Annotated in this window: 10 protein-coding genes; 4 read left to right on the forward strand and 6 right to left on the reverse strand. The window is 64.7% G+C overall.

What is annotated here, in order from left to right:
* Positions 1 to 69 precede the first annotated feature (69 nt).
* Both ACR65J_RS05435 and ACR65J_RS05440 read right to left on the reverse strand, forming a co-directional pair.
* Positions 70 to 723, reverse strand: a complete 654-nt coding sequence (locus tag ACR65J_RS05435) for a DUF8453 domain-containing protein (protein WP_440166784.1) — start codon at positions 721 to 723, stop codon at positions 70 to 72.
* A 1,354-nt stretch (positions 724 to 2,077) separates the two neighbouring features.
* Positions 2,078 to 2,308 (reverse strand): hypothetical protein, encoded by a 231-nt coding sequence (locus ACR65J_RS05440; RefSeq protein ID WP_440166786.1) that lies wholly within the window; start codon positions 2,306 to 2,308, stop codon positions 2,078 to 2,080.
* 386 nt (positions 2,309 to 2,694) lie between these two features.
* Between ACR65J_RS05440 and ACR65J_RS05445 the strand changes: the two genes are divergently transcribed.
* From ACR65J_RS05445 to metH, 4 genes are all read left to right on the forward strand, one after another.
* Entirely contained in the window at positions 2,695 to 3,489 is a 795-nt protein-coding gene (locus ACR65J_RS05445) for an IclR family transcriptional regulator (RefSeq protein ID WP_440166787.1), read from the forward strand.
* Positions 3,490 to 4,364: 875 nt separating this feature from the next.
* Complete coding sequence (locus tag ACR65J_RS05450; RefSeq protein WP_440166789.1) at positions 4,365 to 4,895, forward strand: putative glycolipid-binding domain-containing protein; 531 nt, start codon at positions 4,365 to 4,367, stop codon at positions 4,893 to 4,895.
* Positions 4,896 to 5,250: 355 nt separating this feature from the next.
* Positions 5,251 to 5,562: a 4a-hydroxytetrahydrobiopterin dehydratase gene (locus ACR65J_RS05455; protein ID WP_440166791.1), complete on the forward strand. Its 312-nt coding sequence runs from the start codon at positions 5,251 to 5,253 to the stop codon at positions 5,560 to 5,562.
* Positions 5,563 to 6,352: 790 nt separating this feature from the next.
* Positions 6,353 to 10,015 (forward strand): methionine synthase, encoded by a 3,663-nt coding sequence (metH, locus tag ACR65J_RS05460; protein ID WP_440166793.1) that lies wholly within the window; start codon positions 6,353 to 6,355, stop codon positions 10,013 to 10,015.
* Between the two features lie 134 nt (positions 10,016 to 10,149).
* On the opposite strand, the gene ACR65J_RS05465 is transcribed toward metH, so the two are convergent.
* The 4 genes from ACR65J_RS05465 to ACR65J_RS05480 form a co-directional block, all read right to left on the reverse strand.
* On the reverse strand, positions 10,150 to 11,169 hold the full coding sequence (locus ACR65J_RS05465; RefSeq protein ID WP_440166795.1) for a S1C family serine protease: 1,020 nt from the start codon (positions 11,167 to 11,169) through the stop codon (positions 10,150 to 10,152).
* 383 nt (positions 11,170 to 11,552) lie between these two features.
* On the reverse strand, positions 11,553 to 14,429 hold the full coding sequence (locus ACR65J_RS05470; RefSeq protein WP_440166797.1) for an ATP-binding cassette domain-containing protein: 2,877 nt from the start codon (positions 14,427 to 14,429) through the stop codon (positions 11,553 to 11,555).
* Positions 14,426 to 14,995: a hypothetical protein gene (locus ACR65J_RS05475; protein WP_440166798.1), complete on the reverse strand. Its 570-nt coding sequence runs from the start codon at positions 14,993 to 14,995 to the stop codon at positions 14,426 to 14,428. The genes ACR65J_RS05470 and ACR65J_RS05475 overlap by 4 nt, the downstream gene beginning before the upstream one ends.
* A 150-nt stretch (positions 14,996 to 15,145) precedes the next feature.
* Positions 15,146 to 16,720 carry an APC family permease gene (locus ACR65J_RS05480; RefSeq protein WP_440167411.1) on the reverse strand — a complete coding sequence of 525 codons (1,575 nt, stop codon included), beginning with the start codon at positions 16,718 to 16,720 and terminating at the stop codon, positions 15,146 to 15,148.
* Between the last annotated feature and the right edge of the window lie 45 nt (positions 16,721 to 16,765).

Consider the following 16,765-nt stretch of genomic DNA (forward strand, 5'->3'; position numbering starts at 1 on the left):
CATTTCAGCACGCCGATAATGCAGATTCTGTAAGGCTGGGGGAGTGGATACCTGCATCGTGTCCGTCTGCTAGTCCTGCAGGTCGTCCGTTCGAAGGGCGTGCTCGACGCGGCCGAGGATTCGCGTAAGCTCCCGGTTACCCTTAGTGAGCGCCTCTGTCATCGACTTTAGGTTGCCAGGGTCGCGCAGTGACATCGCTTTTGCGTCTGCATAATCCAGGACGTAGACAAGCGGCTCCGCTGGCCCGAAGGGACCATCGAATGCAATCGTCACTGTGTGCCGGTGGAAAGTACGCTCTTCGAAAATTTCGACGTGCGTCCCCAGACTCCACCTCATCTCCCGGCCAGGCGGGATCGAGGCGAACCCGTTTGTGAAGCCCGGGAGGTCCAGAAGGCTCTCGTCCATCGTGAAGGCGGACGAGCGTTGGATAGGTGGGTCCATAGTCACTCGCACATTGGTTGCAACGGTGGGCCCCTCATTCTTTAACACGAGATCGATCAGGTAATAGGAAACCGGATCAACCCGGAAATCGATCCACAGATAGGGCTGCTGCTGGTCGCGGTAGAGCTGTTCTTGGATCTCGGTCTGCCGCTTCGCCAGGGCTACTTGCTGTTTGGCAGACTCAGCTTGCATCTTTGCTGATTGTGCCTGTGCCCTTGTCCAGATCAATGCCACAACTGCCACGACTGCAGCCCCAAGTGATACCCAATCCCCTGCCTGCATTCGGCTATTCCCCCTTCGTAGAGACTTGGACGATAGCAGCTTCATTCCATTCAGTTGAGCTTGGGTAGGTGTGGATCCACACGTTGTGTCAGATTCTGGTCTGAGACCTAGAGGCGGAAGTATCAAGAATTACGTCTCTGTCCGCTCACTCTGACGTCAGGTTTGGGTGTAGACCGCCCGGGCATCCTGTTATCCCGGAGGGCTCTTCCCGGGCCGGAACCCTCCAGAATTGCTAACAGGGAATGGTTTCCGTGGCTGCATCGCCCCGCACAGCAGCAGGGCTTGGTCGGTCACCGACCGACATGCAGTAGCGCTGCTCAGAAGCCAAGCGCAAAAAATTGGGTCTATGCCCTGCCAGAATCACCATGAGGTAGACGCGAAGTACTCTCTGACTCAAAGAAGGGGGACCAGTTCGGAGCTCTCACTGACGCCGCTGCCCACATCACCTCTAGTGTTGTCGGCAGGAAGACCTCACGCGCCATCCAGGCTTCACGCACGGAAATGTCCACATCCGGTAGGAGAACCGCCACGGCACCGAAGCCTCCTCGGATTCGTGCGTGAATCGAAAGTGTATCCATAAACGACTCGCCGAACTTGTCGGAGTTGCCGAACAAATGACCTCGAAGACGCATAGTACGAGCCGCAGCAATCAACTTACCCGAAGCGAGACGTTCGAGGATTAAGCCCTCCAAGACACTACACAACCAAGAGGCTGCAGGTTCACGGCTCGTCACCTGAGTCGGGAAACCTAGAGCACAGCTTGAATACTGGACCAGTTCCTCTGTGGCGAAGGCATCCGCTAGATCAACTAGAGCCCACTTCTGTTCGATGTCTTCGACGCTACATCTCCGAGGTGGAGGGACGAGCCGACGTCCAGCGAGGATCCACCCAATCTCGGAAGCAACGCGTCCTCTTTTCCGGTCATTGCTGTGGTACAAGCTTCAAGAAGTCCATCGAGGTAAGGAATTCTCAGTCCGTAGTGTTCTAAAGCTCGTTGGGTCAAGAGCCTCAGCCCAACTGAGGCACCTCTCCAATCTTGCGCGGTGTAAGCGAGCAATGTGCCGTGGAGCTCACGAAATGGGGCGGAATAGTTAACGTTCGGAACGACCTGTTCACTAGCAAACAGTCCGATGGCGCAACGGCAGAGTGTTCGGGCTGGCCGGCAGCTGGTCACCGTGTCGTGAGTCAAGAAGCTCTTAAACCAAGCGACGGTCTCGGACGGCCAATCTATGGAGCGATGAGCGTTTGAGCTAGAAGCAAGCCCCGCCCGGGGTTTCAGCGCCCTAGAAGAAGGAGTTCGCACTGGCCTGCATGAGATTGCCATCGCAGTCCCTGGAACGTCCGGACAGGCGGCTCAGGCAGGGCAGGAGGCGTCGGTCGTGAGGTCGAATGTTCCGTCCGGGAAGACCGTGAGCCTGAAGAAGGCCCGGCTGTCGAGCCCTGACCCTTTGCTGATGAGCCAGACCATAACTTGGGCGGTGGCGCTCCCGTCGGGGTTGAAAATGCTCTGCCCGTTCTCCTTGTAGATGTAGTGGTTGCCTTGGGAGCCGAGTCCGGTTCCCGTGACCGTGGCGTTGCCGATCATCGCAGAGACGCCGACAGCAGGAGAACTGCACGCCCCTGCGCGGCGACTCCCCAGGCGCCGGTAGCGAAGGACCCTCGCGTCCTTGACTCGATCCGCGAGGGTCCTTCTTAGCTGCACCACACATTGGGGGAAACGTGCGCTTGGCCAGAAGCAAAAGTAGTACCCGGAAGGCTAGTTTCCTAATTGGCGGCATCCGGTGCTGCCCTCTCGCGAAGGACCGGGCATGTCAGGATGCCGGACAGTCTTTTCCTGGAGTCTTCGTGCCGCCGGTAATGGCGGGGCATACTGGGGCCATGGCTGATAAGCACGATTTTTTGTCGTGGGCACGGACTAGGAACGGGGCCGGATTCCATTCGTTGCTGTCGTCATTGGAGGGTTGAGCTCGTATGGCTAATTCGCCGAGCGGTGAGTCGGTGGTCGCCCGGCTTGCCCGCATCGTTGCCGCGTTTGACCACGACCACGAATTCCTGAATCTGACCTCCGTCGCGCTACGGACCGGTCTTCCATTGTCCACGGCCCAGCGGCTTGTGGTTGATCTGCTGGCCCACGGTTTCCTGGAACGAACCGCCGACGGGCTCCTTTGTCCCGGACCCCTCATCCGGCAGCGCGGTGCACCCGGACCGACAGAGGCGTTCGTGCGTTTACGCAACGCTGCCGTTCCCTTGATGGAATCGGTGCACGCAGTACTCAAGGCGCAAATCACCCTCGCGGTCTTGGATAAAGGTGAGACGTTGTACCTGGAGCGGATATCACGCGGTTCGACGGCTACCAACATCACTCAGAAGGTGGCGCGCCTGCCGTTGACGAGTACGCCATCGGGGCTGGTTCTCCTCGCCCATCAGCCCCCTGATTACCAGGAGTCGTTCCTCGCCTCAACGCCCGGCGAGGGTGAAAACCTGCGGCCGGTGTTGGCGCAGGCCCGCCAGGCGGGATACCTCACCCGTCCAGGCATCGTCACCGAAGGAACCATCGCGGTTTCCGTTCCTGTCCTCGGTGACGACTCTGACGGGCTTCCCGCCGCACTGACAGCGGTCATCCCCGAAGAAGACGCCCAGATCCCGCTGACAGTAGCAGTGCTACGGTCAGCCTCGTTCGCAATATCCGCAGCCATGAAGTCCGAACATGCAACCGGTGTCAGCGAGCCGCGCCCGGAAAGCCTCCTCAGTTCCCGCCGACTCTAATTATCCCGTTCAACGGGAACTTCGGATGTTAGGGGTCCGTCGGGTTGGCAGAATTTTTGCACGGCGTTTTGGCTGTCGCTTCGTATCCGATCCCCGCGGATGCGACGCGGGGCTGGCAGGCGGTCCCTCCCCCAAGGCCCGTGCCTGCCAGCCCACACTGCGTCAAGATGCTGCCCCGGGCAGTGGCTGATCCTGGCCGACATACTCCGGGCCGTGACCGGCCGACCGTATTTTTGGGGGCCTCCCGTATCACTTCGAGAAGCAAAGTTGCCAGAGATGCCCAAAGAACCGGCTGTCGTCCCTTCTGCGCGCCCGCCTGAGGCCACCGACGCACTCCCTTTCGCACCGTTTTTCCTCGAATACGCGACCAAGGGAAGCGTTGGCTGGTTCACAGTGGAAGGGACGAGTATCCCTGACGCCATCGTCAAGGCGAGCGGTGCAATACAGGGCCTGGAATGCATCAGGGCGGCCCTGCGACAGGCCCCGGACAGGAGAGTTGGCTTTGGTGAAGGTATGGTCCTCGCTCTCTACACACCAGCCAATGGCTGGAAGAGCGCGACGGCAGGGTTGGAATGGCTCTTCCACTGATCCCGCCCGGTGTCCGCTAGCGAAGCGATTCCGGGGACCCGGGCTCTAGTTCACGTGATTCGTTGCTGACCAGCCGCGCCTTCAGGTACCGGGCGAGGTTTTCACTGCCTTCGTCCATTACTTTTTTGTGGTTCCACGCGGCAGTGAGATGCAGCCGGCGCCCGCCAATGTTTCCCCTGTGCGTGCTGGTCCTGATAGCCGCCCCGGCTAGGTGTTCCTACGACTACCCCGTCCTGCAACTTCGATAGAGACTGTTGCTATCACGGAAGCGGAGGGAGAGGTTGACTGTGGGCTACACCTGGTACGGCATCAAGACGCGCAGCATCGAACGTCTCCAGTTCACGATGGGCAGAAAACTCCAGGCTCGATCCATCATCACCTCCCGTGAGGGGCGCTGCGACTACGAGGCAACCCTTGATGGCCAGTGGGTCTTTCGTGAGCTTACGCTGCGTTGTCACGACGATCGGCGACTTGAGGTCCAGCGGAGGAGCGACGGAACCTGGAGCGTCAATGGCCAGCTACGCCCCGACCTGGAGGGCGCAATTGACATCGACTTGGCATTCAGCCCCTTCACGAACACTCTGCCGGTTCGGCGACTCAACCTCGCCATTGGGTCCCGGGCAGAGATCACCACGGCCTATATCGACGTCCCCTCGCTCCGGGTGCTGCCAGACCCGCAGGCGTACACCAGAACATCCGTCAATCTATACCTCTATGAGTCACTGGACAGCGACTTCAACTGCCAAATCAAAGTCGATCCTGACGGGTTCATCATCGACTACCCCGGCCTGTACACGCGAGGTTTACCCCCTGGCTAGTCCCGGAACCCGCTGTGGTTCCAGCAAAGATCCACAGGTCGATATGTGCCAGATCGCCATAGGGTTCGGGCTATCTGACGCTGGTCACCCATAACCATCCATCTGATCTCCTCGGACAAGAAACAGCACCACCGCTCAGAGTCAGAGGCTTCTATGTGCGCATGCGAAAGGCGCCACTCCCCTAGGATGACGAAACGTCGGCTATCGGCTCTAGACAGGCACTGGGGGAGCTAGACGAAAAGGCCGCATTCCGCGGATTGCGGACTTTTTACCAGCGGGCCGGCGCTGTAATCACCGCTGGAGGCGTGGTGCCCGCGGGGTAGCCATGGAGGCCCTCGGGAGCCATGATGACACTATGACTGATCCCCAGCGGAAGCTGTCCGCCGCCGAGCTCACCGAAGCCGGGCTCACCGGCTGGCGCATGACCGGCGACGCCCTCACCGCCACCTTCAAGACCCGGAAGTTCTCCACCGGGCTGGAGCTCGTGAACCGCATCGGCACCTCCGCCGAGAAGGCCAACCACCACCCCGACCTCACCCTGACCTATCCCGAGGTAGGCGTCACGCTCTCGAGCCACGATGTCGGCGGGATCACCAGCCGCGACATCGACCTGGCCCGCACCATCAACGGCCACGCCGCTGACCTCGGGGTCGCCGCCGCGGAGTGAGTCCGCGCCACCGGGCGGGGGCGAAGGATCATCGGGGCGCTAAGCGGCCTTTAGGGAATCGCGTTTATCGGCCCTAATGCTGAGGCTTCTGTCGACGCGAGAGATGTAGATGCGCTTGCTCTATACCAAGCCATAATTCAACCTGCCAGGGCGTTCCCCCCCAGCGACAGGCATAGTCGCCGAATGGGACAAGGAAGTGACGGCGCCAGCTGCCGCACTTTAGAAAGAGTCGGCACCTCCCCTTGACCTTCGAGGGACGTCAAGCTACCTTGACGCCATGGATGCGGAGTCAGTGGAGCGGGCTCTCAACAGCGGTGACGTCCATGAGCTGCTCAAAGTTTGGGAAGACTTCAACCGTGGCGAGTCGTCGCCTGGCTTTTCCTCCATAGCCAGCGATCAGGCGCGGGAAGCTGCAGCACATTTTCTGACGGAGGTATCGGAAGTGGCCGCGCTAGAGGCCCTGCGGGCAAATGCCAAGGCAGTCGAGCTGCTCACGGCCAGGCGCTGGTATGTCATGAAATCTGCCCGTGAGGGTGGCGCGACATGGGCCCAGATCGGCGAAGCACTGGGGATCACGAAACAAGCGGCCCACGATTTTTTACCGCCGCAAGATCGAAGAACAGGAACAGCAGTCGCCCGATTTCCACGACACTGCAGCCGCTCGGGCCGTCCTCGAGGACTGACTAAAGGGCTACAAGACCGTCCCGGACCCGTCTTAGATCCCAGCACAGCCACCGTAGTACACGGACACACAGCGCACCGCAGGCGCCCCCGCCCGTAACCTGTTTAAATGCCTCGTTTCGCACTGGACATCGAGTCCGTCCCCCGCCCCGCCCGTTCCCAGGAACTCCTGGACGCCGTGAACCACCGGGTGGTCATTGCCGACGGCGCCATGGGCACCATGCTCCAGGGCCGGGACCTGTCCCTCGACACGGACTTCCAGAACCTGGAGGGCTGCAACGAGATCCTCAACGACACCCGGCCGGACGTCATCGCGGACATCCACGACGCCTACTTCGCCACCGGCATCGACGCCGTGGAGACCAACACGTTCGGCGCTAACTGGTCCAACCTCTCCGACTACGGCATCGATGACCGCATCGAGGAGCTCGCACAAAAGGGCGCCAGGATCGCCCGCGAACGCGCCGAGGCAGCAGAGGCAACAGACGGTCGGATGCGCTGGGTCCTCGGTTCGATGGGCCCGGGCACCAAGCTCCCCAGCCTGGGCCACACCAGCTACGACTACCTCAAGCAGACCTTCGCCCTCCAGGCCGAGGGCCTCATCGACGGGGGAGCGGACGCCTTCCTTATCGAAACCAGCCAGGACCTCCTGCAGACCAAGGCCGCCGTCAACGGCTGCAAGCAGGCCATCGTCTCCAAGGGCATCCGCCTGCCCATCTTCGTCGAAGTGACGGTGGAGACCACCGGCACCATGCTCATGGGCTCCGAAATCGGCGCCGCACTCACGGCCCTGGAGCCGCTCGGCGTCGACGCCATCGGCCTGAACTGCGCCACCGGCCCGGACGAGATGAGCGAACACCTCCGCCACCTCTCGAAGCAGTCCTCCGTCGCCATCGCCTGCATGCCCAACGCCGGCCTGCCCGTCCTCGGCGCCAACGGCGCGCACTACCCGCTCTCGCCCGCCGAACTCGCCACCGCGCACGAGCAGTTCGTGCGCGAATTCGGCCTGGGCCTGGTGGGCGGCTGCTGCGGTACGACGCCGGAACACATGGCCGCCGTCGTCGAACGCCTTGCGCCCTTCCGCACCCGCAAGACCGCGGACGACGCCGTTGCCTCCAACGGCGGTAAGCCCGCCCCCGCGCGCGTCCCCACTGAGCGCGAGGCCGGCGTCGCCTCCCTCTACCAGCACGTGAACTTCGACCAGGAGTCCGCCTACCTGGCCATCGGTGAGCGCACCAACGCCAACGGCTCCAAGGCCTTCCGCCAGGCGATGCTCGAAGAACGCTGGGACGATTGCGTGGACATCGCCCGCGAACAGATCCGCGTCGGCGCCCACCTGCTGGACGTCTGCGTCGACTACGTGGGCCGCGACGGCGTGGCCGACGTCAAGGAGATCCTCTCGCGTTTCGCGTCGGCCTCCACCCTCCCGTTGGTCATCGACTCCACCGAACCGCCCGTCCTGCAGGCCGGCCTGGAACTCATCGGCGGCCGCCCCGTGGTTAACTCGGTCAACTACGAGGACGGCGACGGCCCCAACAGCCGCTTCGCCCGCATCATGCCGCTGGTCAAGGAACACGGCACCGCGGTTATCGCCCTGACCATCGACGAGCAGGGCCAGGCCCGCACCACCGAAGGCAAGGTGGCCATCGCCTCCCGCCTGGTCGACTCCCTGGTGGGCGAGTGGGGCATGCGCGTCGAGGACATCATCGTGGACTGCCTCACCTTCCCTGTCGCCACCGGCCAGGAGGAAACCCGCCGGGACGGCATCGAAACCATCGAGGCCATCCGCCAGATCACCGCCAAGTACCCCGGCATCAACACCACGCTCGGCGTCTCCAACGTCTCCTTCGGCCTGAACCCGGCCGCGCGCATCGTCCTGAACTCGGTCTTCCTCCACGAGGCCACCGAAGCGGGCCTGACCAGCGGCATCATTGACGCCGCCAAGATCGTCCCGCTCGCCTCTATTCCGGAAGACCAGCGCAAGGTGGCCCTGGACCTGGTCTGGGACCGCCGTGAATACGACGCCGACGGCAACACCACCTACGATCCGCTCGCCATCATGCTGGACATGTTCGCCGGCGTCGACACCGCAGCGCTCAAGGACCAGCGCGCCGCCGAACTCGCGGCACTGCCCACGGGCGCACGCCTGGAACGGCGCATCATCGACGGGGAAGGCAAGGGCCTCGAAGCGGACCTGGACTTGGCCCGCAGCGAAGGCATGACCCCGCTGGGCATCATCAACGACCACCTGCTCGAGGGCATGAAGGTGGTGGGTGAACGCTTCGGCGCCGGTGAAATGCAGCTGCCCTTCGTCCTGCAGTCGGCCGAGGTCATGAAGAACGCAGTAGCCCTCCTCGAGCCGCACATGGAGAAGTCGGACTCCTCCGGCAAGGGCACCATGGTGATCGCCACCGTCCGCGGCGACGTGCACGACATCGGCAAGAACCTGGTGGACATCATCCTCACCAACAACGGCTACAAAGTGGTCAACATCGGCATCAAGCAGGGCATCGCCGAGATCATCGCCGCCGCCGAGGAGCACAATGCTGACGTGATCGGCATGTCCGGGCTCCTGGTGAAGTCCACCGTGGTGATGAAGGAAAACCTCGCCGAGCTGCAGTCCCGCGGCCTGGCCAAGAAGTGGCCCGTCATCCTGGGCGGCGCAGCCCTGACCCGCGCCTACGTGGAGCAGGACCTCGCGGAGCAGTTCGACGGCGTGGTCCGCTACGCCAAGGACGCTTTCGAGGGCCTCTCCCTCATGGAACCGCTGGTGCGCGTTGCCCGCGGTGAATCACCGGACGACGTCGGCCTGCCGCCGTTGAAGAAGCGCATCCACAAGGGCGGGGCGAAGTTCACGGTCACCGAACCCGAAGCCATGCCCGGCCGGTCCGACGTTGCCAGCGACAACCCCGTGCCCGTGCCGCCGTTCTGGGGCACCCGCATCGTCCGCGGCGTCTCGCTTCACGACTACTCGGCGTTCCTCGATGAGCGCGCCACCTTCATGGGCCAGTGGGGCCTCAAGCCAGGCCGCGGCGAGGACGGCGCCTCGTACGAGGAACTGGTGGAACGCGAAGGCCGGCCGCGCCTGCGCTACTGGCTGGACCGCATCCTCGGTGAAGGCATGCTGGACGCCTCCGTGGCGTACGGCTACTTCCCCGTAGTCTCCGAGGGCGAACAGGTAGTGGTGTTGCACCACGGCGAGGATCCCGACGGCGTCCTGGGGCAGGCGGGGCTGCTCGCCCCGGACGGTGGTTCGGGCGGCCCGATCGGCACCGACCGCCTGCGGTTCGATTTCCCGCGCCAGCGCCGCGACCGGCACCTGTGCCTGGCCGACTTCGTGAAGTCCCGCGAGTCCGGCCAGATCGACGTGCTGCCCGTGCAGCTGGTCACCGCCGGCTCCAAGATCGAAGAGTTTACCTCCAAGATGTTCGCCGCCAACCAGTACCGCGACTACTACGAACTCAACGGCCTGGTCATGCAGCTCACCGAGGCGCTCGCCGAGTTCTGGCACGCCCGCATCCGCAAGGAGCTCGGCTTCGCATCCGAGGAGCCCAAGGACACGGCAGGGTATTTCAAGCTCGACTACCGCGGCGCCCGCTTCTCGCTGGGCTACCCCGCCTGCCCCGACATGGAGGACCGCCGCAAGGTCACCGAGCTGCTGAAGCCTGAGCGCATGGGCGTCATCTTGAGCGACGAGCTCATGCTGCACCCCGAGCAGTCCACCGACGCATTCGTGTTCCACCACCCGGAGGCCAAGTACTTCAAGGTGTGAGCTGGCGCCGGTTCTTCACGTTGAAGGGCCTGCTCTGGCTGGTTCATCGGTTTGATCCTCTTTGTCGCCGCAACCTATGACGGCTCTTCGTCTTCCTCGCTGTCGGCGTCCCAATGACTCTCGTGGCGGCGGTTCTAGTTGCAGGGTTGCGGTTTGCCTTGAGGCAAGGAAGTCCCGGCTATGCGCCAGCCGCTGCCGTCCCACTTCATGGTGTACGAGATTCGCCAATTGGAACAGGTTTGTCCATCGACTCCATGGCCGGCGTCCTGCCGTGTTTGCAGGCGAACGTTTGCTTGCAGGGCATCTCCTGCCCCTGTCACGCTGACGACGTCGAGATCCGTCCAGTAAGACGAGCCGAGTCCTTCACTCCACTTCGCCTCGCCACCGAAACTTGCCCCCAGTTCGGGCGTGAACTGCTTGAATGCCGCAGCGTATGCGCCGCGGTTGATGCCTTGGCCGTGCAGTAACAAGGCTTGGCCAATGTTGTTGGCCTGATCATGATTCGAACTGACTTTCATGGGGAATATGCCGGAATTCGGCGCGGGGGCCCTGCCGCAATCAACGGGGGCCATCGGTACTGCCCGTTGCTGCCATTCTGATACCGCTTCGGCGACTCTCGGCGCGGTGACTGCATAGGCCATTCCTTCCGAGTCCTTCCTGGTTGCACTGACGACTCCTGCGACTTTGCCTTTCACGTCGAGCAGGGGGCCGCCGCTGTTCCCTGGGTTGATGGCGGTGTCAGTCTGCAGCATGTTGCCGATCACGCCGGTTCCAAAGTTCACATCACGGTCCAGCCCGCTGACGACTCCGCGGGTAAGGGTCAGCGACTCTCCCCGAGGAAAGCCGAGGGCTGCGACTTCAGTTCCAATTGGCGGTTCGGAAAGTTGAAACTGGAACTGATGGCCCGCCGCTTCGGTTTCCAAGCGAACCAGTGCCAGGTCTGCAAGCTCGTTGAATCCCAAGATCACACCACCCACTGACGTGCCGTCGAAGTCGACGCTGATAGCTGCAGCATCGGCAACGACGTGGGCCGCTGTCACCACAAGATCGGGAGCGACCAAAAATCCGGTGCCCGTGGAATTGACGGAGCAGCCTGTGACGCTCAGTTGTCCCACCCCGGTGCGCACGTCGGCCACGACTTCGGGCCAGGACATCGGCGCGGCCTGCCTGGATGAAGTTGGCACCGCTGTCGTCGGCGGGGAACTGGGAACGGGGCTGGTTGATGTCGGTTGTTGCGTCACGGTCCCGGAACTTGTGGGCGAATTATTCTGAGGCGGAGAGGCAGCGGGGGCGCTACATCCAGCCAGCAACAACGCGAACAAGGAAACAGATATTACAGTGGGGAAGGTTGGCAGGACTGGAAGTTTTCTGAGCTTCATTGGAATTGGTCCTAACGCTCGGCCCGCAGCCGCGGAAGACGACTACGTACAAGCTAATCCGGGGAAAGAACGAATTCGGTAGCAAAACTCCCCTATTTTCGGCAGGGGGAAATCGGCCGGCTACTGACTCATTTGGTGTTTCAGTCGCTCAACAAACGCTAAGGGGTCAGCTGTTGCTGGTTCGTTGCAGCGTCCGACGGTGCCGGCGCGTGCACAGTATGTCCACGGGATCCTGCCATCCCATCCGACACCGGCTTCACCCGCCGCAGGGAGGCGAGCACTGCGCGGCCTACCACGGCGATGCCGATCACCGTGGTGACCGCGCGCAGGGTGTCCCAGCCCGCCGTCGACGTCAGCAGCGAGTACAGCAGGAAGCTGCTGAGGTTGGTGCCCAGCGGTGCGCCCGCAACGTAGGAGATGCCGGTGCCGGCGCCCACCGCGAAGGGCCAGAACCACAGGTTCAGCAGCAGCCCGAACACGTAGGACGCCACCACCCCGTAGGCCGCCAGCATCCACAGTTCGGCTTTGCCGCGCACCCGGCGGGGGAGGAGGCCAGCGCCCGCGCCCACCCACGCGCAGGCAAAGATCTGGAACGGGGTCCACGGCCCGATCCCGCCCCAGAGCGCGCTGGAGACGGCGATGGTTGCGGCACCGAGCAGCAGGCCGAACCGGGCACCGAACGCGCGGCCCGCCAGGATCAGCAGGATGAACACTGCTTCCACGCCGCCGACGCCGGTGCTCGCCACCCGCACGGCGGAACCGACGGCAGCCAGCACACCCAGCAGCGCCGCGGTGTGCGCCGAGCGGACGGACCCGTCCAGGGAAAGCAGGACGGCGACCGCTGCCACGGGTGCGATGGCCAGGGCAATGTAGGGGGTGGCGGCGGCAGCGTCCTGGGGGAGTGCCGCGGCCAGCAGCGGCCAGCAGAACGCCGCCAGGGCAGCCAGGTTGGCGAGGGCGAGGACAGCAAGCTCGGCGCTCCGCGGCAACCGGACCCGGTGGGGCCTCCTGGCGCCCTGTACGTCTGCCGGTTCAGCGGTGGACGCCCCCGCCTGCGCTTCGGCACGAGCGGGCACGGATGTTTGGACGCGCGGTGCAGGGACATACGGTTCCGGGACAGGGACAGGTTCCACGGATGGTGCCACGCCGTTCCGCATGGGCAGGATTCGGGCTCCCAGGCCGTGGGCGAAGTCGAGGTCGTGCGTGGCGATCAGGACCGCCGCGCCGTCCTCTGCCGCGGTCTGCAGAGCCGCCGCCACTGCAGTCCGTGCGGCCGGATCGAGTCCGCGCGTGGGCTCGTCGATGAGCAGTACATCCGGGTCATCCATGGTCTGCAGGGCGATGGCCAGGATCCTGCGCTCGCCGGCGGAGAGGTCCCGCGGATGCTGGTTGCCGATCGGCATATGGACGCCTCCCCGCAGCCGGGCAAGGCGGGCCGCGGCGGTACCAGCAGCAACCGCCGTGCCGTTCTTCCGGCGCGCCAGCCGCCGCTCCGCCGACCTCAGTTCGCCCGCGACCGTATCCCTCGTGAACAGGTCGTCCGAGGCGTCCGGCACCAGGGCGACCCTGCCGCCGTCGGACGTTGTCCCTGTACCTTCGCCGAGGGCCAGCGCCACCAGGAGGGACGACTTCCCGGCCCCGTTGGGCCCAACCAGCGCCACGATCTCGCCGCGGTGCAGGGCGAGCGAGGCGTCGCGGACCAGCGTCGCGCCTTTCCGGTGTACCTCGAGGTGGGTCGCCGTCAGGACAGGGGTGCGGGCGTGGTCGGGAGCGGCCGCCGCCCAGGAGCCGGCGGGAGCGGTGGTGGCCGGAGCGGAGGGGGAGGGAGCGGTGCCCGGTACCAGCGCGCCGCCCTCGATGGTCCACCAGGAATCAGCCACCGGAGCCAGCGCCGCGGCCCGGTGTTCGGCCACGATGATGCACACGCCGTGTTCGCGGGCCAGGGTGCTGAGCACGGTGATGACGCGGCTGCGTGCCGTGGCGTCCAGGTCGGCCAGGGGTTCGTCCACCAGCAGCAGCCGGGGCTGGTCCACGACGGCGGCGGCGATGGCCACGAGCGTTGCCTCGCCTGCCGAGAGGGTGCTGACGTCCCGGTCCAGCAGCGCGGAGACCCCGATGCGATCGGCCACCTCCAGCACCCGGGCCTTCGCGGCGGAGGACGGCACGCCGCGGAGCTCGAGCGCCAGGGCGATGTCGTCCCGGACCCGGGTGGTCGCAAAGGCTGCGCGCGGATTCTGCAGGACGGCGCCCACCAACCCCGCGGTATCGCGCGGGGGAGCGTCGGCGCGGTCCGTCCCGGCTATCTGTACGGTGCCGGTCAGCCCGCCGCCGTCCACATGGGAAAGGAGGCCCGCGAGGCCGCGCAGGATGGTGGACTTGCCGGAGCCTGTGGGCCCGGTGATCACCGCGACGGACCCGGCCGGCGGTGCAAACGAGTCAACCCGGATGCGCGTGTCAGCGATGCGGAAATGTGCGTCGCGCACCAGAAGCGGCGCGCCGCCGTCGTGACGTCCTTGGCGAAATGCCCGGCTGCCGAAGCCGCGCAGCTCCAGGGCCGCGGCAATGCGGGCGGCGTGCTCCAGGGTCCGTTCGAGCACGGGGACCAGGGCGCGCGGGCCGAAGCGTTCGCCCCGCAGCCGGAACGCCAGGCGCACCGAGGCCACGGCCTCCGCCAGCGCGGGGAGCGCGGCCCAGGCCACCACCAGCATCCGGGCCACGCCTTGCAGGGGGCCGCCCCGGGCCAGCCGGACGAAGCCGCGGGATACATCCACCCAGGCATTGAGCAGGCCGAAGCCGAGGATCGTTGCGGCGATCGGGAGCGCGGACAGCACTGCCGCCCAGAGCCCCGGGGCCGTGATGGGGCCCAGGAACACCACATGGGCGTACGGGGCGGGAAGCCGCAGCGCGGGCAGGTCCAGCAGGACCGGGGAACCGGTGGCCGTCCCGTTGAAAAGGACCCGGTAGGCGACCCGCGCCGCGATGAACACAGCAGCGAGAACCGCCGCTGCGCGCAACGGCGCGGGCCGGAAGGTCATGCCGCGGGGGCTGCCGGTTCGTTGTCCACCGTGTAGAGCAGTTCAAGGCTCTCGCCGGGGTTGAGCTTCAGGCTGTCCAGGCCTTCCTGCGCGTAAGCCCACGTGCCGGCGGCGGGCTTCACCCAGAGCGCCCAATACGAGACAGTGTTTTTGTCATCGCACGCTTCACGGGTGGTGCCACCCTTGTGCTTGATGTCGAAGTCCGCGGCGGGCACGCCGTTGACGCGGCACGCGAAGCTTGTGGGGTACTTGGCGGTGCCCTCGGTCTTGATCTTGGCCTGTTCGAGGACCTTGGCGGCCACGGTGGGTCCGTCCACGGACACGCAGGTGGAGGTGTCGGCGGCGGACTGCTTCAGGGCGCCGGAATCGACGATGACCTTCACGCCGGCGCAGGGACCGGCAGAGGTTGAGGCGGCGCTGGCGCTGGAGGAAGCCGCTGCTGAAGAGGCAGGCGCAGAGGAGCTGGGCTGGTTGGCCGCCGGCGTGGAACAGCCGGCAAGGGTAAGCAGGAGACCGGCGGCGGCGAGTGAGCCCGCGGCGGCGGTACGGATCTTAGTCAAAGTCACCTGTCAAGGGTAGGGCGTTGCCGGTCCGGATCCGATGGCCGTTCCGTTGTGTGACGCCGGCGCTCAACATGGCAGCGTCCGGGGACGCAGGAAGGGCCGACGTCGGCACCCGGGTGGGTGCCGACGTCGGCCCGTTCTGCTGTGGTGTTGCTAGCCCTCGGTTGCCAGGACTGCGTTGGCTGGCACCGCGTCCTCGGTGGCGTCGAACCGGGGGTCGTTGGACGACGGATGGGCGGCGACTGCGGCGGCGTGTTCGGCCAGCACCCCGGTCTGATGGCGGATCTTCAGGCGGTAGAGCATGGCCCCGCCAATCACCACGGCGGCCACGAAGAACACCCCGCCCCACTGCAGGTACCACTCGAACGGCGGCACCGAGTTGTAGATCTCCGGGCGGGGCCAGACCAGGTTCACCGTCATCGCCGCACCCCACAGGACGGCGAGGATGTTTACGGGAAGCCCCCACTTGCCCATGCAGAACCCGGGCTCGGAACCGTCATCCAGGATGGGCCACTTCCTGGCGAGCCGCTTGCGCAGCAGGGGGACCGTGACCAGGAGGTAGGACAGGTAGATCAGCACGATGCTGATGCTGGACAGGATGGTGAAGATGGCCGGCTGCATCACGTTGACCAGCAGCGGGATGACGGCGATGACGCCGATGACGATGGCCGCGACTGTGGGCGTCCTGCGGACCGGATCCACCTTGCTGAGCTGCCGGCTGAAGGGCAGGTTGTTGTCGCGGGCCATGGCGAACATCATGCGGATGGCGGCGGCGTGGACGGCCAGGGTGCAGACCACCACAGCCGCCACGATGCAGGCCAGGAAGGCCTTGCCGAACGGGCCGCCCAGGACGGAAAGGACGATGTGCTGCAGACCGCCGTCGGGGGAGCCGATCTGCGGGTCACTGAGGTCCGGTGCGGCCAGGATGCCGAACAGCAGGATTCCGCCGCCCAGCAGGAAGGACGCCGTAACGGCGCGCAGGATGGCCTTGGGAGCGGTCTTCTTGGGGTCCTTGGTTTCCTCGCCCAGCGAGCTGGCGGTGTCGAAGCCGTACATGACATAGCCGGAGGCCATGGCGCCGATGAGGAAGACGCCGAAGAAGCCCAGGTCCTTGCCTTCCCCGAAACCGGCCGTATCAAAGAAGACCTCCGGCCCCCGCACCACGTGCCAGCCCAGTGCCAGGATCAGCAGGACGGCGGCGACCAGCTCCACGAAGACGCCGATGCTGTTTATCCTGGTCATCAGCTTCACGCCGAAGGCGTTGATGAGCGTGGAGATGGTGATCATGATGGTGGCCAGCACCACGCCGTTCATGGCGAAGTCATAGGGCCCGGTGCCGTCCCCGACGAACTGGAAGCCCTCCCAGAGTTGGGGGAGGGTGATCTGCAGCGCCAGTGCCACCGAGCCCAGCGCCATGATGGAGGACAACAGCAGCAGCCAGCCGGCCAGCCAGGACGAGGTTCCGGAGGACAGCCGCTTGGCCCAGTTGTAGACCGAGCCCGCAACAGGGTAGCGGCCGGCCAGCTCGGCGAAACACAGGGCCACCATCAGCTGGCCGACGAACACGATGGGCCAGGACCAGGCATACGCCGGTCCGGCCATGGAAAAGCCGAAGTAGAACAGTTGGAAAACACCGGTGAGGATGGAGATATAGCTGACACCCGCGGCGAAGCTGGCGAACTTGCCGATGCTCCGGTCGAGGGTCTGGGTGTAGCCAAATTCGTCCATGCCGCTTGAATCAATACTCTTGCTGGGTTCCAAATTGGACTCCTA

This window comes from Arthrobacter sp. SAFR-044 (genome assembly GCF_059414985.1).